General features: G+C 49.9%; 24 protein-coding genes. 8 read left to right on the forward strand and 16 right to left on the reverse strand.

The window, feature by feature from the left end; all coding sequences use genetic code 11:
• Nucleotides 1–81: 81 nt before the first annotated feature.
• The 13 genes from uvrB to B2751_RS04050 form a co-directional block, all read right to left on the reverse strand.
• On the reverse strand, nucleotides 82–2049 hold the full coding sequence (uvrB, locus tag B2751_RS03990) for an excinuclease ABC subunit UvrB (protein ID WP_023469235.1): 1968 nt from the start codon (nucleotides 2047–2049) through the stop codon (nucleotides 82–84).
• Nucleotides 2050–2255: 206 nt separating this feature from the next.
• Complete coding sequence (locus tag B2751_RS03995) at nucleotides 2256–3419, reverse strand: PDZ domain-containing protein (RefSeq protein WP_056062982.1); 1164 nt, start codon at nucleotides 3417–3419, stop codon at nucleotides 2256–2258.
• Nucleotides 3420–3441: 22 nt separating this feature from the next.
• Nucleotides 3442–4866 carry a S41 family peptidase gene (locus tag B2751_RS04000; protein WP_290773007.1) on the reverse strand — a complete coding sequence of 475 codons (1425 nt, stop codon included), beginning with the start codon at nucleotides 4864–4866 and terminating at the stop codon, nucleotides 3442–3444.
• Between the two features lie 93 nt (nucleotides 4867–4959).
• Nucleotides 4960–6336, reverse strand: coding sequence for a M23 family metallopeptidase (locus B2751_RS04005; RefSeq protein ID WP_290773010.1), 1377 nt, complete (start codon nucleotides 6334–6336; stop codon nucleotides 4960–4962).
• Between the two features lie 40 nt (nucleotides 6337–6376).
• Nucleotides 6377–7276, reverse strand: a complete 900-nt coding sequence (gene ftsX, locus B2751_RS04010) for a permease-like cell division protein FtsX (RefSeq protein ID WP_035410014.1) — start codon at nucleotides 7274–7276, stop codon at nucleotides 6377–6379.
• Entirely contained in the window at nucleotides 7266–7952 is a 687-nt protein-coding gene (ftsE, locus tag B2751_RS04015) for a cell division ATP-binding protein FtsE (RefSeq protein ID WP_035410018.1), read from the reverse strand. The genes ftsX and ftsE overlap by 11 nt, the downstream gene beginning before the upstream one ends.
• Nucleotides 7953–8146: 194 nt before the next feature.
• Nucleotides 8147–8521 (reverse strand): cytochrome c551, encoded by a 375-nt coding sequence (gene cccB / locus B2751_RS04020; protein ID WP_056062994.1) that lies wholly within the window; start codon nucleotides 8519–8521, stop codon nucleotides 8147–8149.
• Nucleotides 8522–8636: 115 nt separating this feature from the next.
• Nucleotides 8637–9506, reverse strand: a complete 870-nt coding sequence (locus B2751_RS04025) for a YitT family protein (protein ID WP_023469242.1) — start codon at nucleotides 9504–9506, stop codon at nucleotides 8637–8639.
• A gap of 97 nt (nucleotides 9507–9603) precedes the next feature.
• On the reverse strand, nucleotides 9604–10107 hold the full coding sequence (locus B2751_RS04030; protein WP_290752400.1) for a GNAT family N-acetyltransferase: 504 nt from the start codon (nucleotides 10105–10107) through the stop codon (nucleotides 9604–9606).
• Nucleotides 10108–10309: 202 nt separating this feature from the next.
• Entirely contained in the window at nucleotides 10310–11410 is a 1101-nt protein-coding gene (gene prfB, locus B2751_RS04035) for a peptide chain release factor 2 (RefSeq protein WP_035410029.1), read from the reverse strand.
• Between the two features lie 68 nt (nucleotides 11411–11478).
• On the reverse strand, nucleotides 11479–13998 hold the full coding sequence (gene secA / locus B2751_RS04040) for a preprotein translocase subunit SecA (RefSeq protein WP_035410032.1): 2520 nt from the start codon (nucleotides 13996–13998) through the stop codon (nucleotides 11479–11481).
• A 216-nt stretch (nucleotides 13999–14214) separates the two neighbouring features.
• Nucleotides 14215–14778, reverse strand: a complete 564-nt coding sequence (gene hpf, locus B2751_RS04045) for a ribosome hibernation-promoting factor, HPF/YfiA family (RefSeq protein ID WP_035410035.1) — start codon at nucleotides 14776–14778, stop codon at nucleotides 14215–14217.
• Nucleotides 14779–15057: 279 nt separating this feature from the next.
• Entirely contained in the window at nucleotides 15058–15258 is a 201-nt protein-coding gene (locus B2751_RS04050; RefSeq protein WP_023469248.1) for a cold shock domain-containing protein, read from the reverse strand.
• 251 nt (nucleotides 15259–15509) lie between these two features.
• On the opposite strand from B2751_RS04050, the gene B2751_RS04055 reads away from it, so the two are divergent.
• The 8 genes from B2751_RS04055 to B2751_RS04090 all read left to right on the forward strand — a co-directional run bounded on the left by B2751_RS04055 (nucleotide 15510) and on the right by B2751_RS04090 (nucleotide 20959).
• The gene (locus tag B2751_RS04055) at nucleotides 15510–16016 is read left to right on the forward strand and encodes a competence protein ComK (protein ID WP_029342501.1); all 507 of its coding nucleotides are present in this window, start codon (nucleotides 15510–15512) and stop codon (nucleotides 16014–16016) included.
• A 108-nt stretch (nucleotides 16017–16124) separates the two neighbouring features.
• Nucleotides 16125–17978, forward strand: coding sequence for a hypothetical protein (locus B2751_RS04060; RefSeq protein ID WP_290773017.1), 1854 nt, complete (start codon nucleotides 16125–16127; stop codon nucleotides 17976–17978).
• A gap of 14 nt (nucleotides 17979–17992) precedes the next feature.
• On the forward strand, nucleotides 17993–18283 hold the full coding sequence (locus B2751_RS04065; protein WP_290757450.1) for an EscU/YscU/HrcU family type III secretion system export apparatus switch protein: 291 nt from the start codon (nucleotides 17993–17995) through the stop codon (nucleotides 18281–18283).
• Nucleotides 18280–18672 carry a flagellar export chaperone FliS gene (fliS, locus tag B2751_RS04070; protein ID WP_290752416.1) on the forward strand — a complete coding sequence of 131 codons (393 nt, stop codon included), beginning with the start codon at nucleotides 18280–18282 and terminating at the stop codon, nucleotides 18670–18672. Before B2751_RS04065 ends, fliS (B2751_RS04070) begins: the two co-directional genes overlap by 4 nt.
• A complete protein-coding gene (locus tag B2751_RS04075) occupies nucleotides 18669–19559 on the forward strand; it encodes a flagellin (RefSeq protein ID WP_290773020.1) in 891 nt (296 codons plus the stop codon). The genes fliS (B2751_RS04070) and B2751_RS04075 overlap by 4 nt, the downstream gene beginning before the upstream one ends.
• A 13-nt stretch (nucleotides 19560–19572) precedes the next feature.
• Nucleotides 19573–20013 (forward strand): YaaR family protein, encoded by a 441-nt coding sequence (locus B2751_RS04080; RefSeq protein WP_058705025.1) that lies wholly within the window; start codon nucleotides 19573–19575, stop codon nucleotides 20011–20013.
• 24 nt (nucleotides 20014–20037) lie between these two features.
• The gene (locus tag B2751_RS04085; RefSeq protein ID WP_290773023.1) at nucleotides 20038–20700 is read left to right on the forward strand and encodes a DUF2225 domain-containing protein; all 663 of its coding nucleotides are present in this window, start codon (nucleotides 20038–20040) and stop codon (nucleotides 20698–20700) included.
• A 61-nt stretch (nucleotides 20701–20761) separates the two neighbouring features.
• Nucleotides 20762–20959 carry a diguanylate cyclase domain-containing protein gene (locus B2751_RS04090; protein WP_290773115.1) on the forward strand — a complete coding sequence of 66 codons (198 nt, stop codon included), beginning with the start codon at nucleotides 20762–20764 and terminating at the stop codon, nucleotides 20957–20959.
• A gap of 51 nt (nucleotides 20960–21010) precedes the next feature.
• Here B2751_RS04090 and B2751_RS04095 read toward each other — a convergent pair whose 3' ends face one another.
• The 3 genes from B2751_RS04095 to fliS (B2751_RS04105) are packed head-to-tail and all read right to left on the reverse strand — an operon-like array spanning nucleotide 21011 to nucleotide 21933.
• Complete coding sequence (locus B2751_RS04095) at nucleotides 21011–21187, reverse strand: hypothetical protein (RefSeq protein ID WP_290752425.1); 177 nt, start codon at nucleotides 21185–21187, stop codon at nucleotides 21011–21013.
• 27 nt (nucleotides 21188–21214) lie between these two features.
• Nucleotides 21215–21601, reverse strand: coding sequence for a hypothetical protein (locus tag B2751_RS04100; RefSeq protein ID WP_290773025.1), 387 nt, complete (start codon nucleotides 21599–21601; stop codon nucleotides 21215–21217).
• The gene (gene fliS / locus B2751_RS04105; protein ID WP_029342510.1) at nucleotides 21565–21933 is read right to left on the reverse strand and encodes a flagellar export chaperone FliS; all 369 of its coding nucleotides are present in this window, start codon (nucleotides 21931–21933) and stop codon (nucleotides 21565–21567) included. The genes B2751_RS04100 and fliS (B2751_RS04105) overlap by 37 nt, the downstream gene beginning before the upstream one ends.
• Nucleotides 21934–21947: the final 14 nt, after the last annotated feature.

Consider the following 21947-nt stretch of genomic DNA (forward strand, 5'->3'; position numbering starts at 1 on the left):
CGGGGGATTTCGACATCGATGTTTTGTAGATTATTGACGCGAGCGCCTTTGATGATAATCTGATTCTTCTTTTCTCCCAACTTAGGCACCTGCTTTCAATTCTAATATGAGATCGCGGAGCTCGGCAGCTCGTTCGAACTGCATGTCCTTCGCCGCTTGACGCATCTCTTGGTCGAGCTGTTCAAGCAACGTTTCGCGCTCCGGTTTTTTAAGTTTGTTGAACTTCTCGAGTTTTTCGACGGTATCGTCGCTCTCGATCGTCGTACTGATAACACCACGCACGTCTTTTTTGATCGTCTGCGGCGTGATGCCATGTTCTTCGTTGAACGCCATCTGGATCGCGCGACGACGTTCCGTCTCATCGATCGCCCGTTGCATCGAATCGGTGACTTTATCAGCAAACAAGATGACGTGTCCTTCCGAGTTCCGAGCCGCCCGACCAATCGTTTGAATCAGCGAACGGTCCGACCGGAGGAACCCTTCCTTATCAGCATCAAGAATCGTCACGAGTGAGACTTCCGGAATATCGAGTCCTTCTCGTAACAAGTTGATCCCGACAAGGACATCGTATTTTCCGAGCCGCAAGTCACGTATGATTTCAATCCGTTCCAGCGTCTTGATCTCCGAGTGCATGTAGTTGACCTTGACGCCATTCTCTTTCAAGTAATCGGTCAAATCTTCTGCCATCTTCTTCGTCAGTGTCGTCACGAGAACGCGTTCGTTCTTCGCGACCCGGTCACGGATGTTATCCATCAAGTAATCGATTTGTCCTGTGATCGGATGAATCTCGATCGTTGGATCAACGAGACCGGTCGGACGGATGATTTGCTCGACCATCTCTTTCGAATGTTCGAGTTCATACGGTCCTGGTGTCGCCGAGATATAGATCGCCTGACTGACTTTTTCCTCGAACTCCTCGAACCGTAACGGACGGTTGTCTTTTGCTGACGGAAGACGGAAACCGTGATCGACGAGGACTTGTTTCCGTGCCTGGTCCCCGTTATACATCCCGCGAATTTGTGGCAATGTGACGTGTGACTCATCGGCAACGAGTAAAAAGTCCTTCGGGAAGTAATCGAGCAATGTATACGGTGTTGCCCCTTCCGGCATCAAGTTCAAGTGACGCGAGTAGTTCTCGATTCCGGAACAATAACCCATCTCACGCATCATCTCGAGGTCGTAGTTCGTCCGTTGTTCAAGCCGTTGCGCTTCGAGCAACTGATTGTCTTCACGTAACTTCGCAAGCTGCACTTCAAGTTCCTTCTCGATGTTCGCGATCGCTTTCTGTAGACGGGTATCTCCCGTCACGAAGTGGGACGCCGGGAAGATCGAGATGTGCTCGCGGTCCGCGACGATCTCACCTGTCAGCGGATCCATGTCACGGATCCGTTCAATCTCGTCACCGAAGAACTCGACCCGGACACACTGTTCGTCGCGTGACGCCGGGAAGATTTCGACGACGTCTCCGCGGACGCGGAACCGTCCGCGCTGGAAGTCGATGTCGTTACGCTCATACTGAATGTCGATCAGACGACGGAGCATCTCGTTTCGCCCCATCTCATTGCCGACACGCAGTGACAAGACGTGGTTGTTGTACTCTTCCGGGTTACCGAGACCATAGATACACGAAACGGACGCGACGATCAAGACGTCCTCTCGTTCGAACAAGGCGGACGTCGCCGAGTGACGCAACTTATCGATCTCATCGTTGATCGAAGAGTCTTTCTCAATGAACGTATCCGTCGATGGGACATACGCTTCCGGTTGGTAATAATCATAAAAACTAACGAAGTATTCGACCGCATTGTTTGGGAAGAATTCTTTGAACTCCGAGTAGAGTTGTCCCGCTAGTGTTTTGTTATGGGCAAGGACGAGCGTCGGTTTCTTGATTTCCTTGATGACGTTCGAGACCGTGAACGTCTTCCCGGTACCGGTCGCCCCAAGCAACGTCTGATGTCGTTCGCCTTGTTTTAGCCCAGTCACCAATTTTTCGATTGCCGTTGGCTGATCACCGCCTGGTTCAAATGGTGAAACGAGTTCAAAATCCATCGTTTGCTTCCCCCTCATCACGTTAAAAAATCTATTTCTATTGTATCACTTTACGAACAAACATTCGATTATGAAGTGCTCCTTTTAGGAAGTTACCCTTTTTTTCGAAAATGCAAAAGTTTCTTTTTACTTCAAGTGCTGATCTTCGATTTTTCTGCCGACAAAAAATCCCTGTCACGGCTGTTCCGTGACAGGGATGTACTAGTTTAATGCAAAGAGCGTACCTTCGTCCGACCGTGGACCGGTTCGTTGACGAAGAGGATACCGAGCTCATGATGATCTTGTTCATAAAAGGCACGTTGCGCAAAACGGATGTCTCCGTTATGGTTCATGACTTCAAGACGCAGATACGGTTTGTGTTTTTGGATGGCTTCATAGAACGATGCTTCCGAGTCGACCTTTTCACCGTTGACCTTATAGATCGCTTCACCTGGAATCAAGCCCATCTCAGCAGCCGGTTTATCGGGAAGTGTTCCAAGGATAACGGCACCACGCGTTCCATTGAGGAACAACGGCGTTTGCGCCCGGTTCAAGCGTTTGACCCGCTGGTGCAACAAAATGTGCAGGACGAGCAACAAGACGATTCCGTAGAGCCATTCAGCTTGACCAGTCACGTACGCAAGAACCGTCAATAAAACTGCAACAAGACTCGTGATCAAACGTCCTTGAACGAGCGGACGCATCAATTCTTTCGGCAGCTTACCTGTAAAGAGGAAACTGAAACCGATCGGTAACCAGAGAACGACCGGAACGAGTTCCGGGAAGCTGTAACGTGGCCACCAGGCTTCAAGCACGTCGCCCGGAACAAAGACGAGCAAAGGCAATAGCCAAAGTTTATTCGCTGACAGCCCACCGATGAAGCGACCACGCTTCGAAACGACGAGTGACGGTGACAGACGCCGCTGCCCGCGCCACCAGACGAGGAGACATTCCGCGACGAGCGTCAACGTTGCAAGTAATAAAACCATCTTCGGCTCGACCGCTCGGATCGAGTCAAGACGTGAATCCATCACGAACCAGCCGGTCAGTCCAAGCAAGACGATCGGCCAGAGTGGCAGGTTCAAACGAACGACACCAATCAACAGCAGGACGCTCGAAAGTCCAAGCAACAGTAGAGCGTACTGCGGTGTCACTGTCAATCCGAGCCATCCGCTGACGACGGACAAGACGAGACCGACGAGTAGGCCTGGTAAAAGTGTTTCGAGGACATCGCTTCGTTTACCGTGTGTCCGGGAGCGAAACAGTCCGCGTTCCCGTTTGACACGCCGGATGCCGATGACCCAACTGACAAGGAGTGCTAACCACAAGGTCGGACTGGCGATGAGACTAATCGCGGTCCAACCAATTTCATCGAGTAATTCCACGCGCATTCAGACCTCTTTCCATTCCTTATTATTGAGCAGCGACCTCGAGTGCTTTTTTCCGCTGGACGTCATTCTTATCGTCCTGGAGTTTCTTCAGGAGACGCGTCTCCATCTCACCCGCTGTCTGCTGATCGATTTTTCCAGTGACGTCAAGTTTCGCATCCTTTTGCAAAGCCTCGACAGCTTGTTTCATCGTGTCACCAAAATAGCCGTCCTGTCCTTTTGGCTCGTACCCGATCGCTTCGAGGACGAGGTGGGCATTCTCGACTGATTTTCCGTAATCGCCGACAGCGAGTGACTTTTGATCCGTCAAAATTTTCGTGACGTTGAAGTACGCCGGTTGTTTGACTTCGACCGTCGGCTTGACCCCTTTTTTGTGGATCCAGTTCCCGTCTGGTGTCAGCCATTTGTTCGTCGTTAACTTCAGGTCGCTACCGTCCTTCAAATCATACGCACTTTGGACGATACCTTTCCCGAACGACTTCGTACCGACGACTTCGGCGCCAGCTCCTTCCTTCAGTCCGGCTGCAAGGATCTCGGACGCTGAGGCCGATCCGCCGTCTTCTAAGACGACGATGTTATATGGTTTCTTCTCGTCTGCCTTCCCGAATTCCTGCTGCCGCTCCCCTTTATTGTTCTCGACTTGATAAATCGGCACGTCTTTCGGAATGAACGGAGCGATCATTTTCGAGACAGCCGTCAAAAGACCACCCGGATTTCCGCGTACATCGATGACGAGTCCATCAATGTTCTGACTCTCGAGTTTCGTCAACCCCTTCTCGAACTCTTCTGCTGTCGGTTCCGAGAACTGTGTTACTTGTAAGACACCGATCTTCTTGCCGTTGACATTCTCCGTTGACGTATAGACCGTCTCGATTGGAATCGTATCGCGTTTAATCGTGATCTCCATCGCGTCTTGTCCGCTACGCTGAATCGTCAGAACGACATTCGTTCCTTTTTCACCACGAATTTTTTTAACGGCTTGATCCGTCTTTTGCCCTTTTGTCGACTTACCATCGATTTCTAGGATGACGTCGCCTGGTTTGATACCGGCTTTTTCAGCAGGTGATCCTTTGATTGGCGAGACGATGACGATCGACTCACCTTTTTGTTCAAGCGTCGCACCGATCCCTTCGAACGAAGACGACAGATTCGTGTTGAACGAGGTCGTTTCCGACTCATCCATATAAACGGAATATGGATCGTTAAGCACTTCTGTCATGCCAGATAACGCACCATCGAGTAACTCTTTATCTGTCACGTCTTTTAGATAATTTTGTTCGATCATCTGCCGGACCTGGTCGATTTTTTTCCAATCACCAGTCGCATTCGCCGACGACGATGACGTCGAGACAGAATCCGTTCCGCCAGCCGCTAACATACCGACGGCACCTGCCCCTAAACCAAGCCCGAAGGTACTGACCGCAATCACTGCTGTTGTAGATTTTTTCACGCTTGATTCCCCACTTCCATTAAAAACGCATTATTTTTTTCAGTATAGCAAAAAAAGATAGGTTACCCTATCTTTTCAGTATTCTGTGGGATGTCAAAAGATGTACGGTGCTGGGTCAACTGCATTCGGTTGTCCGACTGCCCACTCTCCCTTATGCAATTCGAAATGCAGATGCGGACCTGTCGACCAGCCCGTTGAACCTAATGTGCCGACCGTCTTACCCGGCATGACTGTTTGACCGGCGGAGACGCTGATCGAATCGAGATGTGCATAGACGGTCGTGTAGACCTGTCCATCAATCAAATGCGTCACCATGACGACGTTCCCATAACCTGTTGCACTACCGGCACGTAGAACGATACCACCTGCCGCCGCATGAATCGGTGTTCCTTTTGCATTTACGAGATCAATGCCTTTATGAATCTCCGGCTTCCCTGTCAACGGATTGTTTCGGGGACCGAACGGCGACGAGACATATCCTTGAACCGGTAAATGGAACGGACGACTCGTCACGGCATCTGCCGGTTGCTCCGGCGTTGCAGTCGGTGACTCGACTTCAGGAATGGTCGGTTCCGCACTTGGAGCATCGGATTTTTTCTTTTTTGCCTCTGCTGCACGTGCCGCTTCTGCCGCTTCCGCTTGACGTTTTGCTTCTGCTGCCCGCGCCGCTTCTTCCGCTTTCCGTTTCGCTTCTTCTTTTGCTTTCCGTTCGGCTTCTTGCAGGGCGATCAATTCGTTTTGAATCAGACGGCGCTGATCCGCGAGAATTTCTGCTTCCTCGGCTTTAGAGAACTGCTCTTGTTGCAGTTCCTTGACCTTCGTGTTCAACTGGACGACAAGCTTTCGCTTGAGTTCAGATTCCGCAATGATTCGTGTCTGGAGCACGAGCAACTTCCGTTGTTCCCGTTTCATGCTTTCAAGCAATAGTGCTTGTTCCGACCGTTGTTCGCTCAGTTGTTTGACGTTCCCCTTGTAAGCTTGTAAGACATGATCATCTTGTTTGATGATCTCACTGACCGTACTGAAGCGCGAAATCAAATCACCAAAGTCTTTTGCGTCGAGCAAGACCTCGATGTATTTGACGTCTCCTTTTTGTTGGACGGCACGCAATCGGCTTCCAAGCAACTCTTCTTGCTGGTGCAGTTCCTTGAGCGTCTCGGAAATCGCTGCTTCCGTCAGACGCAATTGTTCTTTAGATGCAGCAACAGCCGCTTGTTGATCGGCTATCTTAAGCGCTAAATCATCCAAACGGCTGTTGACTTCATTCAGTTGCGCACGGGCTTCCTTACGCTCCTGTTTCGTCAAGATCAACTTCTCTGATGTCTGATTCTGTGATCGTTCCGTCTCTTTCAGACGGCTTTCGACCTCCTGTTGTTCCTTCAGCAAATCTTCTTTCGACGTGGCATCAACGGACACACTAGTTCCAATCAAAGCTAAGCTCAGGACGGCGGAATAGAATCGGACTTTCATGAGAAGCATCTCTCCTCTATTTTATTTTTGAGTAACTGATTTAAATCTTCAAGAAACGACCGAGTGATGTCGTTGATCCCCATACACCGATGAATGCACCGAGTCCGAGCAGGATTAAGACGACTTGTGCCGACAATTCACCTGGTGGAATCAACGAGAATATTCCCGCATTCACGGTAGAAAGTTGGGGTTGGATCGCATTGTAGGAGACTTCGTAACCGAAGTAGACGACGACGATCGGGATGATGGCACCTAATATGCCCATCAATAATCCTTCGACGAAGAACGGTGCACGGATGAATCCGTTTTTCGCTCCGACGAGGCGCATGATCTCGATTTCCCGGCGACGGGAGAAGATCGTGACTTTAATCGTGTTCGAAATGAGGAACATCGCCATGAACGTCAATCCGACGATCAGGATGATTCCACCGATCCGAACTCCTTCAAGGAAGCTAAACATCTTTTTAACATAGTCCTTACCGTATTCGACACTATCTACATTTTCCATTTTTTTGACGGAATTTGCAAGTGTTTCTGTCTCTTTTGGTGAGGTAGCTTTGACGATGTACCGGTCATGAAGCGGATTATCCTTTTCAACCGACTGGTAGGCTTGGGAACCTTCGCCAAGTTGCTCCTTGAAGCGGTCCAGTTCTTCTTCTTTCGAACTGTAACGAACGGAGTCGACACCCGGCATCTGCTTGAGTGCTTCACCGACTGCATCGATCTTCGACTGGTCAGCTTCTCGTTCGACGAACACTTGGATTTCGACGTCTTTTTCGACGTTATCGGAAATCTTGTTGACGTTGAACATGAGCATCGCGAATATTCCTACGAGAAGTAACGTGACGGTAACGGCACTGACAGAAGCGAATGTCATCCAGCCGTTCCGGACGAGACCTTTTGCCCCTTCCCGTAAATGACGGAATCCATTAAACTTCATAGCCGTACATTCCTTTCTCTTCGTCTCGGACGATTTTTCCTCCGTCGATCGCTAAGACACGATGACGCATCTTGTTAACGATGTCTCGGTTGTGTGTCGCCATTACGACCGTTGTCCCACGGCGATAGATTTCTTCGAATACTTCCATGATCTCCCATGCCGTATCCGGGTCCAGGTTTCCAGTCGGCTCATCTGCGATGACGAGTGACGGACGATTGACGATGGCTCTCGCGATCGAGATCCGTTGTTGTTCGCCCCCAGATAATTCGTCCGGATAGTTGCGCTCTTTATGCTTGAGCTTCACGAGATCGAGGACCTCGAGGACCTTCTTCCGGATTTGCGCTTTGTCTTCTCCTACGACTTCTAGCGCAAAGGCGACATTTTCATAAACCGTCAATGACGGGAGTAGTTTGAAATCTTGGAAGATGACGCCGATTTGGCGACGAAGTTCGGGGATTTGACGGTTCTTCAGTTTACCGACTTCGATTCCTTTAAATAAAAATGAACCGCTCGTGGGTTTCTCTTCGCGGTACATCATTTTCATGAATGTTGATTTACCCGCACCCGACGGACCGACGATATAGACGAATTCGCCTTGATTGATCGTCAAATCGACCTCACGGAGTGCCGTGACGCCGTTCGGATAAATCTTACTGATTCGTTGCATCTTGATCACGTACTTCACATCCTTACTTATTTACTGATGCTGAATGAATAGGTCCAAAAACCTACCGACCACCATTATAACAGGGACAAAATTGAACGCACATTACAATCAAATGTCATTTCAGGCGATTATACCATAAAAAAGAGGCACGAATGACGAACACATGTCGTGTGTGTCATCTCGTACCCCATCATATCCCATAATCATTTTTTAGCAGCGAGCCAGTCGGCAACAGCCATGATTTCTTTATCATCTTTCAGGATACCAGCAGGCATTTGCCCTTTCCCGTTCTTGATGATTTTTTGAATCTCTTCTGAAGAATATTTCGAGCCAACCTTCGTCAAGTTCGGTCCGACGTTTCCTTCAAGGTTTTTACCATGACACGTTGCACAGTTGTTGGCGAAGATTTTCTCAGCATCTACACCGGATTGTGTCTTCGACGAATCATCGTTCATCGTTGACTCATCCTTCGTGCCTGACGATGAATCATCAGAACTCGAATCGTCACTACCACCACATGCCGCGAGCGCAAGTGTCGTTCCTAAGCCTAACGCGAGTAACAAGTTTTTCAGCTTCATCCGGATATCCCCCTCTTGTAAGTATCTACATAAACGCTACTGACCTAGTTAGAGTATAACCGTTATCCGGAGGAGTTAAGCGTGATTTCACAAAAACTTCACGTTTTAAGAACGATTACGGCACATTACGGTAGCGTTTATCGTCTGTAAACCCGAGTCCGAGCACCTCATGGGCTTCACTGACGACGAGGAATGCCGATGGATCGATGTGTTTGACGATTTCTTTGAGCGTCGTGATTTCCCCTTGACGAACGACGACCATTAGCATCGGTTTGCGTGTCCGTGTGAACGCACCTGCCGCCTCGATTTCCGTCGCCCCGCGATCGAGTGTCTCGAAGATTTCCTTCACTAACGCTTCCCGTTGATCAGAGATGATATAAGCGAGCTTGTCGTTCGTGATCCCAAGCTGGACGACGTCGATCATCTTGATCGTAATGAACAAAGCGACGAGTGCATACAGCCCAATCTCAAGCGAGAAGATCGTCGCCGCACTGATGACGATTGTTCCGTCAAGCAAGGCGATACACAGATGAAGTGGCAATTTCGTGAAACGATGCAGGATTTGCGCAATCAAATCCATTCCTCCGGTCGACGCTCGCCCCCGGAAGATCAGACCGAGTCCAATCCCGACCCCGGCACCACCGAAGATTGCAGCAAGCATCGGATTCATTGTCGCAGCCGGAACATCGAACCGCTCATATACGAGAATGACGACCGGTAAGAAGATCGACCCGACGAGTGATTTGACACCAAAGCCCATCCCGAGGATCATCCAACCGATCGCAAGCAAAACGACGTTCGCGACGAGTTGGAACAATCCTGGCGAGATCCCGAACAAATCGTTCAAGACGATCGATAAGCCACTGACCCCTCCCGAGGCGAGTTGGTTCGGTGCTAAAAATAAACTAAAGGCACTTGCGACGAACAAGGACCCTATTAACAAATACGCATAATCGCGCACGACTTCCTGACGTGTCGATGTCATGACATTCCATTTCCCCTTATCAATTGATTCTCGTGTTTCATTTTAGCGGAAAAGTCAGACAACGACTAGACAGGCGGAACAACTCACAGTGTTCCCTTTATACCGCACTAAAGGGTGGACTGTAGCGAACGATACCGCTAACGCCACGTAATCCATTCCGTTCGAGTGCAAGAACGAGAAAGACCTCCGGCGGAACGGGGAACGGCGGCTTGATACCGTAGTCAATCGCCCGTTCAAAGCCGAACTGTGGATAATAGCTGTCGTGACCGAGGACGACGATGTGTGATTCCCCGGCGTCACGCGCATCCTCGATCACTTGACGGATCAATTCAGAGCCGATACCCTTTCGCTGCCAAGCGGGCAGGACACCGACCGGCGCTAAGGCAAGCGACGGGATGTCATCGATATGGATCCGGCTCAAGAGGACATGACCAACGATTTCTCCTTTATCAGTCACGGCGACGCGACCGAAGACTGGTTGCGCGGCTTCCTCCTCGCGTAACGCATCAACGAGATTCGCTTCGTTTGGTTGTTCGAATGCCGCTTCATGGACGAGCCGGATTCCCGTTGCGTCCTTAAAGCCTTCTTTACGGATGATCATTAGTTATTGCTCCCTTCAAATGGTTTGGTTGCGAGGAGCGTGAACTCGGACGGAATGTTCTCACCATTCCATCGCGTTTCTCCCAAAATTCATATGCTCGGTAATCCCACGCCTGTTTGTTGACCCGACTTTGCTTCTTCATCACGTTTCCCCCTTTGACGGTCAAAAAACCAGTCGAACATCGTCCGACTGGTTGGTTGTCTTACATATTCATGAGACGGAGGTACGCATCGATGAAGCCCATGATGTCACCATCCATTGCCCCTTGCGTGTTCCCGACTTCATAGTTCGTCCGGTGATCCTTGACCATGCTGTATGGGTGGAAGACATACGAACGGATTTGGCTACCCCACGCGATATCCGATTTTTCACCACGGATTTCGTCGAGTTTCTTTTGTTGCTCTTCGATTTCGCGTTGGTAAAGTTTCGCTTTCAACATCTTCATCGCCGCTTCACGGTTTTTGATCTGCGACCGTTCTTGTTGACAAGAGACGACGACGCCTGTCGGAACGTGGGTGATCCGGACAGCTGAGTCCGTCGTATTGATGTGCTGACCACCGGCACCAGAAGCACGATACGTATCGATCCGCAAGTCTTCCGTGCGGACTTCGATATCGATGTCATCATTGAATTCCGGCATGACGTCACACGAGACGAATGATGTATGACGACGGCCTGACGAGTCAAACGGTGAGATCCGGACGAGACGATGGATCCCTTTTTCGGCTTTTAAGTATCCATAGGCATTGTGCCCTTGAATACGAAGCGTGACCGATTTGACACCTGCTTCATCACCTGGTTGGTAGTCCATCGTTTCGACTTTCCAGCCCTGCTTATCGCAGAAACGTTGGTACATCCGGAGAAGCATTGATGCCCAGTCTTGTGACTCAGTACCACCCGCACCTGGGTGTAACTCGAGAATCGCGTTGTTTGCGTCATATTCCCCGTTCAAGAGGATTTGTAATTCGAAGTCTTCGAACTTCTTCTTGAGATCGCCGAGTTCTGACTCGAGCTCTTCTTGAAGATCCACATCCGGTTCTTCCTTGATCAATTCATACGTCAAGGCGACGTTCTCGTGACCTGCTTCGAGTTCTTTATACTTGTCGACCATCGCTTTTAAGCCGTTCGACTCATCGATGACTTTTTGTGCCGATTCCTGGTTGTTCCAGAAGTCCGGGTACGTCATCTCGTTTTCGAGTTCTTCAATCCGAGCAATCTTCGACTCAAGGTCGAGTGATGCCTTATATTCGTCGAGTTTCTTTTCCATCCACTCGGCGGTGTTGCGAATTTCTGCTAATTCCATGTAATCCACCTTCTCTTTCCGTGAAAAGAGGCAGGAATCTCCTGCCTCTCTTTCAGTCGATTCATCACTTACGCCTGACGGCCGTGACAGTTCTTATATTTCTTACCGGATCCACACCAGCACGGATCATTGCGTCCGATTTGGTCGTTTGGATTTTTCCGGACCGGTTTTTTCTTGACCGCTTTGTCTTCCTTACCAGAAACCGCGACTTCGTCTTGGACGACTTTTTCGCGTTTGAGGTTCGGGTCGAGATCCGCACGAAGGACGAATTGTGTCACTTCTTCTGCGATCGCAGCGTTCATCGCATCAAACATCATCGAACCTTCTGATTGGTATTCACGGAGCGGGTCGTTTTGACCGTATGCCCGGAGGTGAATCCCTTCACGGAGTTGATCCATCTGATCGATGTGGTTCATCCAGTGTTGGTCGACGGCACGCAGGACGATGACTTTTTCGAACTCATCGAATGCTTCCGCTGGGACTTCTGAGCGCTTGTGTTCGTAGTGCGCGAACGTGCGCTCTTTGAGCAACTCGATGATCTCTTCGCGTTCTTTTCCGAAGAGGTCGCTTTCCGTGACTTTCTCTTCGATTGCAAGCGTCTGGTTCGCCCACTCCGCAAGTGCACCGATGCTCCATTCTTCCGGTACGAACTCGACCGGCGTGTACTGATGGACGCCTGCTTCGATCGTCTGCTCGATCATCGGACGGACGATATCTGACACGGAACCAGCGTCGAGAATCGCTGCCCGGTCCGCGTACATGACTTTCCGTTGATCCGCCATGACGTTATCGTAGCCGAGGACTTGTTTCCGCGCATCAAAGTTATTTCCTTCGACGCGTTTTTGAGCCGATTCAACGGCACGAGACACCATCCGACTCTCGATCGGTTGCGAATCATCCATTCCGAGACGGTCCATCATCGACTGCAGCGAATCAGAACCAAAGCGACGCATCAATTCATCTTCAAGTGAGAGATAGAATTGTGATGCACCTGGATCCCCTTGACGACCAGCACGACCACGGAGCTGGTTATCGATACGGCGTGATTCGTGACGTTCTGTCCCAAGGATGTAAAGACCACCTTTTTCTAAGACACCTTGACCGAGCTTGATGTCAGTACCACGACCGGCCATGTTTGTTGCGATCGTGACCGAGTTCGCTTGACCCGCGTTCTCGATGATTTCCGCTTCACGTGCATGGTTCTTCGCGTTCAAGACTTCGTGACGGATGCCACGTTTTTTGAGGATGTTACTCAGCAACTCCGACGTCTCGACGGCAACCGTACCGACGAGGACTGGTTGTCCTTCACGGTGGGCACGTTCGATTTCGTCTGCGACAGCAGCAAACTTCCCGTTCATCGTCTTGAAGATCAAGTCCGGCATATCATTTCGGACGACCGGTTTGTTCGTCGGAACCGGTACGACGTGCATATTGTAGATGTTACGGAACTCTTCTTCCTCCGTCTTCGCTGTACCGGTCATTCCGGCAAGCTTCGTATACATCCGGAAGAAGTTTTGGTACGTGATCGTCGCAAGGGTCATGGATTCGCGTTGAATCTCGACGCCTTCCTTCGCTTCGATCGCTTGGTGCAGACCTTCCGAATAACGACGACCTTCCATGACACGACCCGTGAATTGGTCGATGATCATGACTTCGTCTTCACGAACCATATAGTCGACGTCGCGATGCATGACGGCGTTCGCCCGCAGCGCGAGGCTTAAGTGATGGTTGAGCGCGACGTGTTCGAGACCAAACAAGTTATCAATGCCGAAGTATTTTTCAGCACGGTCGATTCCTTGCTCCGTCAACAGGACACTCTTCGTCTTGATGTCGACCGTGTAGTCTTCATCTGCCTTCATGATTTTCGCGAATGCATCGGCTTGCGAATAGAGCGCTGTCGATTTTTCGGCCGATCCTGAGATGATGAGCGGAGTCCGCGCTTCATCGACGAGAATCGAGTCGACTTCATCGACGACGGCATAACTGAGTGGACGTTGAACGCGGTCTTCTTTATAGAGGACCATGTTGTCACGCAAGTAATCGAAACCGAACTCGTTGTTCGTTCCGTACGTGATGTCACAGCTGTATGCTGCTTGTTTTTCTTGACGCGACATGCTTGAGAGATTCAAGCCGACCGAGAGACCAAGTGCCGCATAAAGCGGCTCCATGATGTCACGGTCACGTTTTGCGAGATATTCGTTGACGGTAACGACGTGTACGCCGTTGCCTGCGAGAGCATTCAAATAGACAGGGAGTGTTGCGACGAGCGTCTTACCTTCCCCGGTCTTCATTTCAGCGATATCCCCATTGTGCAGGACATATCCACCAATCAACTGAACGCGGTAGTGGCGCATGCCGAGAACGCGTGTTGACACTTCGCGACAGACTGCGAAGGCTTCCGGTAAAATATCATCTAAGTCTTCTCCGTTAGCGAGACGCTCACGGAATTCAACGACTTTTCCTTCCAGTTCTTGATCCGATAACGCACCGATTTGTGTCTCGAGCGCTTCCACAGCGTCTGCTGCTTTTTCGGCTTTCTTCAGGACACGTTTCGTTGGTGCAAATAATTCTTTTAGAAAATTAGCCATGCCTTACAGTCCCCTTACTTCGAACGATTCTTTGAACGAACAGAATTCCGAGATTTTTCCTTTATTCAGTGTACCGAATACGACGTCAAATTTCAACAAGCGGACCGAGCAGCGGTCTCGGTCTTTTGTCGTAAAGCAAACGTACCTTGTTTAGAAATAGTTTTCCATCATATCAAAAAGGGACTCGCCCGTAAGAGCGAGTCCCTGTTGCATTCATTATTCTGGTTCAATCAAACCGTAACGACCATCCTTACGACGGTAGACGACGTTCGTGTTGCCCGTTTCTGCGTCTGAGAAGACGAAGAATGCGTGTCCGAGCATGTCCATCTGAAGAATCGCTTCTTCCGTGTCCATTGGTTTGAGTGTGAAACGCTTCGTCCGAACGAGTTCGAGTTCTGCCTCGTCCTCTTCATAGACTGGCGCTTCCGCTTCCGGTCCTTCGAGCGTTTTGAAGTACTCTCCGATGCCGCCTTCTTTAGCGCGCCCTCTCCGGTTCAATTTCGTTTTGTGTTTCCGGATCTGACGTTCGAGCTTATCGACGACGAGGTCGATTGCTGCATACATATCGCCATTGACATCCTCAGCACGGAGCAAGAGGTTTGGCATTGGAATCGTCACTTCGACTTTTTGCTTCTCATTGTTGACTTTGAGATTGACATAAGCCGTTTGCGCTTCCGTAGGAGTTGTAAAATAACGAGTTAACTTTTCAAGCTTTTTCTCGACGTAATCCTTGAGAGCATCTGTGACGTCCAAGTTTTCACCGCGAATGTTGTAGATCATGTAAACTCCTCCTTAAGTAACCGGTTGAACCTATGAATTCGAGATGCTCCAGTCGTTTCCTTCTGAATATTCGAAATTCTTTGGTTCGTTTTTATTATAGCACGATAAGTGAAGGAAGACCATGAGAACAATGACATTCTCATGAACGTTCACTCCTGTTCTTAGCGTACGATAATATTGAAGCATGTTGATGTTAACGTATATACCCGTTTTATTCGAACTCAAAACAAAAACCGCTTTTAGGCGAATAGCCTAAAAACGGTGGCGGCTGCTATTGGATTAGATCTTTGAAACGTTCGCAGCTTGTGGACCACGATCGCCTTCAACGATTTCAAATTCCACTTCTTCGCCTTCTTCAAGTGATTTGTAACCATCGACTTGAATCGCTGAGAAGTGTACGAATACGTCTTTCGCGTCAGACGTTTCGATGAATCCATAACCCTTTTCAGCATTGAACCATTTTACTTTACCTTGTTCCATTCGAATTCACGTTCCCTTCGCAAACCAGAGTTCGAGAGCTAGCTCTCTACGGCTTAGTCTATCAAAAGAAGGAATTATTGACAATTAAAAATTCTGATTACTTTGAATTCAATCTAAAAAATGAATAATATTCCCTACTTATTGCTCTATATTTTAAAAAATTACATTGTCATTACAGTTGTATTATTGTATTATATCGTTAGTAATTACCTATTTTATCCATTGTCCTATCTTAAGGAGGATGTAGTCGAATGCGACCATTCCATAATGACGAAAAGTATCGAATCACGAAACGGACGGTGGCGATTCTCCCGTGCTACGATATGATGAAGCAATCCATCATCGTACTCGAGGATGGCTCGACCATCATGACCCCGCTTCGACCGTATCAACTACTGCAGCTTTCCTGCAGGCAATACAACAGTTCCATTGAGGAACGCATCGTGACAGCAAAACGTGTCGCATCTGTAAAAGGAAAAGTCCCAGTCGTCATTGAACCGACACTTGGCCTCGTGTTTTTCCCAACGAAATCACCGAAACGTGATGATTGCGAGTGGTATGCTTGGAGCCACATGTCTGAAGTCATCGAGGAAGACGGACAGACGAAGCTCAAGACTCGTAATGGCATGATCCTTCCCGTAAACGCCTCTCCTTACATCGTCCGCAACCAAATGAAAGCAACTGGCGAGCTGATGGCTCGTTATCAACAATTGAACGCGATGACATTAGAGGAACGCTTTAATGCAATCAAATCTTAAAGAGTAACCGTAAAAAAATCAGGGTTGGGCGATGAATTCGCTCAATCCTTTTTGGTTTCTGCCGATATATAATGAGATGACAGTTTTAAAAAACAAGGAGGCTTCTCGATGAACATCCAATTGAACCCGGCACGTCCGGCGCAATCCCCTGGTCAGACGCCGCTTTTGGACACAAAGGCCTATAAAGGAACGGTCCTTGAGCAGACTGGTCCGCATACGGCTCTCGTCCAGGTCGGTCGGGATAAGATCGAGATGACCTTCACAGGCGACGTTCCGACAGGTGATTTCCAGTTCAAGGTCAAAGGACAGACAGCAGAAGGTTACCTGATTGAACAACTAACACCAGCGACACCAGATGCGGAAACGCCACCTGTCCTGTCTGTTCCGTCAAACGTCGATCCCGCGTTACTAGAAGGTGTACAAGCTGAACTGAAGCAAGCCGTCGCGAAGTTACTCGCAAGCGGTCAATTGCCGCAGACACCGGAAATCGTCGCCCAGCTCGTGACGGCACTGCAAGGAACGTACAAGGACTTAGCACTCGAACTCGTGTCGCGACCGGATACAGCACTGCCCGTTGACGCCGACGTCTTGATCGCAAGTCTCCTTGCGACGACGGAAGACTATCCAGATGTCCTGCCGGAGCGCGACGCCTTAACGGAGCAACCGACGTTCGAAAAAGCCGTCGCCCTTGATGTCGCCCGTGCGACGCTACCGACGCAACGCGATATCGAGACAGCGTCACCCCTACATATCCGGCAATACATTGAACACATACCAGCAGAGAAACGCCCGGCACTCGTCGCAACGCTCGAACAAGGCGAGATCGAGACGGTCCGTAAACAACTGGCGCCCTACTTCCCGCAAGCGCCACTCGAGCCGAAGACGAGCGTTCGTGAGCAATTGATCGGTCTGACGGCACGGGCAAGTCAATCGGAACCAGTAACAGGGCAACCGGCACCGGTCCGCTCTGCCTTGACGCTCGTCCGCGAAGTGACGCCACGGCTTGCTGAGATCACGAATGATTTCAAGAGCCAACAGCGAACGATCGTCTCCCAACTCCGGCAAATCGAACCGCTCGTCGAGACACGTCCGGTCCAGATGGTCGCCGTCATCGAGAGTACGGCGCAACGCTTAAAACAAGTCTTCCAGCAAACGGACGCCTTATTACATACCTCGATGAAGGATGAAAAACAGCTGATCCATTTCTTATCGAAACTTGAACGGGGTGCGGAACTAGCGTTACTCGGACGCGGTACGGAAGCAAAAGCCGTTTTACAGGAAGTCCGAGTTACGTTTGAAGCGTTCCGCTATGCGCCAGCAAATGTCCGTCCGACCTACTTACCAGAGATGCAGGGACTTCCACCACAAGCACCGTCTTTACAAGCGCAGCCCGCAACAAAAACCGTTCCATATGAGCCGCAACAGAACAGTCCACGTCTTTTGCAGGAGACCGTCCAAAAGACGCTTCAGCTCCAGACGGCGGAACTGAAACTGAGTACGCTGGCAGCAAATCCGGAAGCTGCCAAATTGCAAACATTCCTTGCAGCACAACAGCAAGTTAATAAACCGGACAGTCAGCAACAGTTGAACCAGATTTTACTCGCCTTACCGGTCCAACTTATTGAAGCGACGGCAGGACTCCACGTCCACTTACAAAACAAACGGCCGGACGAAGTGATCGACTGGGAAAACAACACGTTGTACGTCCAGCTCAATACGCCACGCCTCGGGGAGATCGGTGTCCGGGTCGAGACCGTCAATCGCAAGATGCAGATCACGATCGAAAACGATTTTCCGGTCCTTGAGCAACTGGCGACCCCGTTCCTCGACCGGACGACGGACGCTCTGCAAGCAACCGGTTACCAAGACGTCCGAATCCAGTTCCGTCCATTCACGCGTGAGCAAATCACAGAAACCGTCAAACAAGACGAGACACCACGTGGCTACGACTACCGTATCTAAAAGGAGAGACCGATATGTATCAGAAAATCGACTTAACCGGACGCAAGACTGCTGCTGTCCTCCGCTACGATGAAGCATCCGGTCAAGCACCAGTCGTCGTCGCTAGAGCTAGCGGTCAAGCCGCCGAGCGAATCCTACAAGAAGCACGGGCGAACGGGGTCGCGATCGAACACGATACGTCCCTGCTCGGTCACTTGCTTGATCTCGACCTCGGGACAGCAATCCCACCGCAACTTTACGACGTGATGGCAGAACTGCTTTTACTAATCGAAGAACTCGACAACGCGAAAGGACGGCAGATATGACAGAACAAGAACTCTACGCGATGACCCCGCAACAGCTGACGGAAGTGATGTTGACGGGACTCGTCCTTCAATACGATCGCGCCATTCTCGCACGTGATACGAATCGCTTTGACGAGGTCAACGAACGCTTACAAAAAGCCTATCAGTTACTCGACAAATTGCAGGCGGGGTTACATGACGACGGTGGTATCATCACGGCACAACTGGATGCCCTCTACCACTATCTTGCTGAGCAAACGTTACAGGTTTATAAGACGCCGCGTGTCTTAGACGAACTACTCGAACTGGCGGAAGACTTACGCGTCACTTGGCAAGCGGCACAGACCGTCGATCGACCACTCGTGCGCGCCGCACATCATCAACGATACGAAGGGATGGAATACGAATGAGAATCACGAGCAACGTTCAAGCCTTAAAGGCTTATCGCAATCTCAGCATCAATCAGACGAACGTCAAGACGACGATGGATAAACTATCGAGCGGTCAAAAAATCAATCGGGGTGCGGATGATGCAGCTGGTCTCGCGATCTCGGAGAAGATGCGTAATCGTTTGAAAGCACTCGATAAAGCAGAACAGAACGTCCTCGATGGGGTCTCGATGATTCAAACGGCTGAAGGTGGTTTGAGTGAGACACACAACCTCTTGCAACGGATGCGCGAACTCGCCGTCCAAGCTGGGAACGGAACACTCGCGACCGAAGACCGGACAGCGATTCAAGAAGAGATCAACCAGCTGACGAACGAAGTCTCGCGGATCGCGAAGACGACCCAGTTCAACGGCAAAGAATTGTTGAGTGGCAAGTTCAACGATGCCGACAGTGCGCTGTTCATCCAAACGAATGCCGGAGCAAACGAAGGGATCTCGATCACGATTAACGACATGCAAGCTCTTGCGATCGGCGTCAGTTCAACGACACAAACCGATTCCTCGATTCGTCCGCTTGATTTTTCGAGCGGTGACGCACCCGAATATGCCCTTAGCGTCATGACGGCAACGGACGCGAATGATGCGATCAGCCATTATACAAAAGCAATTGATACGATCTCTCAGCAACGGGCACAACTCGGGGCGATCCAGAACCGGTTCGAAGCGACGTCTTCCGTCCTCAGCGTCAGCGTCGAGAACTTGACGGCGTCGGAATCACGGATTCGCGACACCGATATGGCACGTGAGATGATGGAATATGCGAAATATAATATCCTCAACCAATCGGGGATGGCGATGATCGCTCAAGCGAACGCCTTGCCGCAAGGTGTCTTACAACTACTCAACTAAGGAGGCAGACCCGATGGATATCCGCCGCATCCAAGAAACGCAACGACTCCAGTCCTTAAAAGGCGGTCCGCGTGAAGTCGAAGCGTCGACGACATTCTCTGCCTTGATGCAGGAGAAACGCGACCACAAAGGCTATGAGCGCTTGCAACAAAAGCTCGCGCTCGTCGAAGAACACGGGCAACTGCTCGCTGAAAGTCAGACAATTGAGCACCTCGAAAGCTACAAAGAAAAGATCAAGGACTTCTTAAAAGACGCCCTCGACCAATCACAACAACTCGAAGAGAAGCGCGGCTTCAACCGCCGTGGTCGGACGAAGATCTATAAAGTCGTCGAGCAAGTCGATGCGAAGCTCCTTCAGTTGACGGATACGGTCATCTCTGGCGAATCGCGCCGGCTCGATATCCTCGACCAAGTTGGCGAGATCAAGGGAATGCTCGTCAACGTCTTCGTATAATTTAGATTAGAGGAGTTCCCCTACATGCCAGACTTATATCTTAAAAAATGCACCTGCCCCTACTGCTTGAAAACGACGGAGACGAAACGTGTCCTGTCGCGACATATCCGTGTCGCCTCGACCGACTTTGATGGCTTCATCCGCCATCAAGGCGTCAACGTCTATCTTTATGAACCGGTTCAGTGTAGCCATTGTCGGTTCTTCTTCCATGAGTCGTTTGGAAAGTTGTCGCCGGACGTTCGAGCGACCTTAAAAGATCATATCCTGCCGACGCTTCCCGTCTTACCGTTCGCTGGCACAGAGCGGACGATCGAGCAGGCAATTCAGCTCTATAAGCTTTGTCTGTACACGGCTCAAGTGACGGAGCAAAAGCCAGCCATCCAAGCAATGCTCGGCGTTCGTCTATCCTGGTTGCATCGCTTGACCGGTCAACAGAACGAAGAACAACTTTGGGCGAGTCGAGCGATTGAAAAATACGTACCTCTATACGACAACTACACGTCCGTCAAAGAGAGCGGGCTTCCGGAAGACGTCCTGTTATTGAGGATCGCCGACCTATATGCTGTGACGAAAGAGAAAGATACGGCTCGCCTCTGGTACAGTCGTTTGTTCCAAAGTAAGACAGCGACCGATAAAATCAAAAAAGACGCACGGACCCACTGGGAATGGGTGCAAGAGCAGGACTGATCCTTGTTCGTCAGTAGACGCAACAAGGATTTTTTTCACTGCTCGCAGTCGCGCGGAGACGATTACCTACGCCGAGAACGTCCTCCTTCGCTTAAACGATCCGTTTTTCTTTGACTCGACCGCGATGCAGGTCACACCGTCGATTGGCATCGCTCGTTACCCGGAGGATGGTCGAACGACGAGTCTATTATTGATTCGCGCCGATGAAGCGATGTATACAGTTAAACAGGAAGAGAAGAACGCGTACCGCTTCAAATGAACAAAAATGCCCCGTCCAAACAAATGGACAGGGCATTTTTTTGTCATGAGCTTACGACTCACGACGATATTTTTCTTCTTCATAGGCATCTGGTGCATCGGAGACAGGGCGTTCGAACTCTTCCCATGATTCCGATTCGACGTCCGGTTCAATGAATTGATCGTACGAGCCATCCGATTGGAAATACGGACGTGGTACAGGACGTTTTTTTTCTTCCCGCTTGGTCACGAAAGATTCCTCCCTCACACAAGAAAGTTACTGACGAGAATCAAAATACGGTGAAAAACTATGATCGACTTCCTCGTACGGATCAACGTACGATTTACGACTCGTTTGCGTCTGACGCAACTGACTGATTTGTACCCCTAATTTAGCCGTTTCTGCTGATAATTTCAAGTCGATTTTCCGACTATCAGCGACAAGTTCCTGGATGACGGCTTGGTTGGCACCAACAAGCAAATTCGAGTGTGCCGCGATGAACGCTTCTCGTTCGTTCAGCAGACCTTGAATCTTCTCAATCCACTCGTCATACGTCTCCTCATTTGGCGTTTGATCAAGCAGTTCAATCAGTCGTTTCGTCTTTAGGCGAAGCGGATCGAGCGGACTCATCGTTGCCGTGCGAGTTTCATCGCTTCTTTCCACGTCTCGCGGAATTCTTCCGCAAAGCCAATCACTTCGTCAATCGCAACGAGATCGTTTTTGACGTTCGCATCAATCAGCCGTGTCTGCATGTAGTCATACAGACTGTTCAAGTCTTTTGACAAGGCAATTGATTGATTGAGCGTCAATTGTAACTCACTAATAATGGCTTGCGCTTTTTGGATATTCGTATTTTTTTGTTCAATCATCTTCTGTTCGATAGCTCGTTTTGCGAGCATCGAGAATTTGATCAAACCCTCATATAACATCAATGTTAAATCTTGAGGTAACGCCGTCGTTACCGAGTTTGTCTGATACGTAGTATAAGGGTTCATCGCGTTTCCTCCTT

The organism is Exiguobacterium sp. UBA6282 (assembly GCF_002440475.1).
Classification (GTDB): Bacteria; Bacillota; Bacilli; order Exiguobacteriales; family Exiguobacteriaceae; genus Exiguobacterium_A.

What these genes read in the sequence shown, in the direction of transcription:
- B2751_RS04085 (WP_290773023.1), top strand. Translation starts at nt 20,038, where the DNA reads ATGCCAGACTTATATCTTAAAAAATGCACCTGCCCCTACTGCTTGAAA.
- B2751_RS03995 (WP_056062982.1), bottom strand. Translation starts at nt 3,419, where the DNA reads ATGCGCGTGGAATTACTCGATGAAATTGGTTGGACCGCGATTAGTCTC.
- fliS (WP_029342510.1), bottom strand. Translation starts at nt 21,933, where the DNA reads ATGAACCCTTATACTACGTATCAGACAAACTCGGTAACGACGGCGTTA.
- uvrB (WP_023469235.1), bottom strand. Translation starts at nt 2,049, where the DNA reads ATGGATTTTGAACTCGTTTCACCATTTGAACCAGGCGGTGATCAGCCA.
- prfB (WP_035410029.1), bottom strand. Translation starts at nt 11,410, where the DNA reads ATGGAATTAGCAGAAATTCGCAACACCGCCGAGTGGATGGAAAAGAAA.
- B2751_RS04025 (WP_023469242.1), bottom strand. Translation starts at nt 9,506, where the DNA reads ATGACATCGACACGTCAGGAAGTCGTGCGCGATTATGCGTATTTGTTA.
- B2751_RS04060 (WP_290773017.1), top strand. Translation starts at nt 16,125, where the DNA reads ATGAACATCCAATTGAACCCGGCACGTCCGGCGCAATCCCCTGGTCAG.
- B2751_RS04075 (WP_290773020.1), top strand. Translation starts at nt 18,669, where the DNA reads ATGAGAATCACGAGCAACGTTCAAGCCTTAAAGGCTTATCGCAATCTC.
- B2751_RS04050 (WP_023469248.1), bottom strand. Translation starts at nt 15,258, where the DNA reads ATGGAACAAGGTAAAGTAAAATGGTTCAATGCTGAAAAGGGTTATGGA.
- fliS (WP_290752416.1), top strand. Translation starts at nt 18,280, where the DNA reads ATGACAGAACAAGAACTCTACGCGATGACCCCGCAACAGCTGACGGAA.
- hpf (WP_035410035.1), bottom strand. Translation starts at nt 14,778, where the DNA reads ATGATCTACAACATTCGCGGTGAAAACTTGGACGTCACAGATGCTCTC.
- secA (WP_035410032.1), bottom strand. Translation starts at nt 13,998, where the DNA reads ATGGCTAATTTTCTAAAAGAATTATTTGCACCAACGAAACGTGTCCTG.
- B2751_RS04005 (WP_290773010.1), bottom strand. Translation starts at nt 6,336, where the DNA reads ATGAAAGTCCGATTCTATTCCGCCGTCCTGAGCTTAGCTTTGATTGGA.
- B2751_RS04080 (WP_058705025.1), top strand. Translation starts at nt 19,573, where the DNA reads ATGGATATCCGCCGCATCCAAGAAACGCAACGACTCCAGTCCTTAAAA.
- B2751_RS04055 (WP_029342501.1), top strand. Translation starts at nt 15,510, where the DNA reads ATGCGACCATTCCATAATGACGAAAAGTATCGAATCACGAAACGGACG.
- B2751_RS04065 (WP_290757450.1), top strand. Translation starts at nt 17,993, where the DNA reads ATGTATCAGAAAATCGACTTAACCGGACGCAAGACTGCTGCTGTCCTC.
- cccB (WP_056062994.1), bottom strand. Translation starts at nt 8,521, where the DNA reads ATGAAGCTGAAAAACTTGTTACTCGCGTTAGGCTTAGGAACGACACTT.
- B2751_RS04030 (WP_290752400.1), bottom strand. Translation starts at nt 10,107, where the DNA reads ATGATCATCCGTAAAGAAGGCTTTAAGGACGCAACGGGAATCCGGCTC.
- ftsX (WP_035410014.1), bottom strand. Translation starts at nt 7,276, where the DNA reads ATGAAGTTTAATGGATTCCGTCATTTACGGGAAGGGGCAAAAGGTCTC.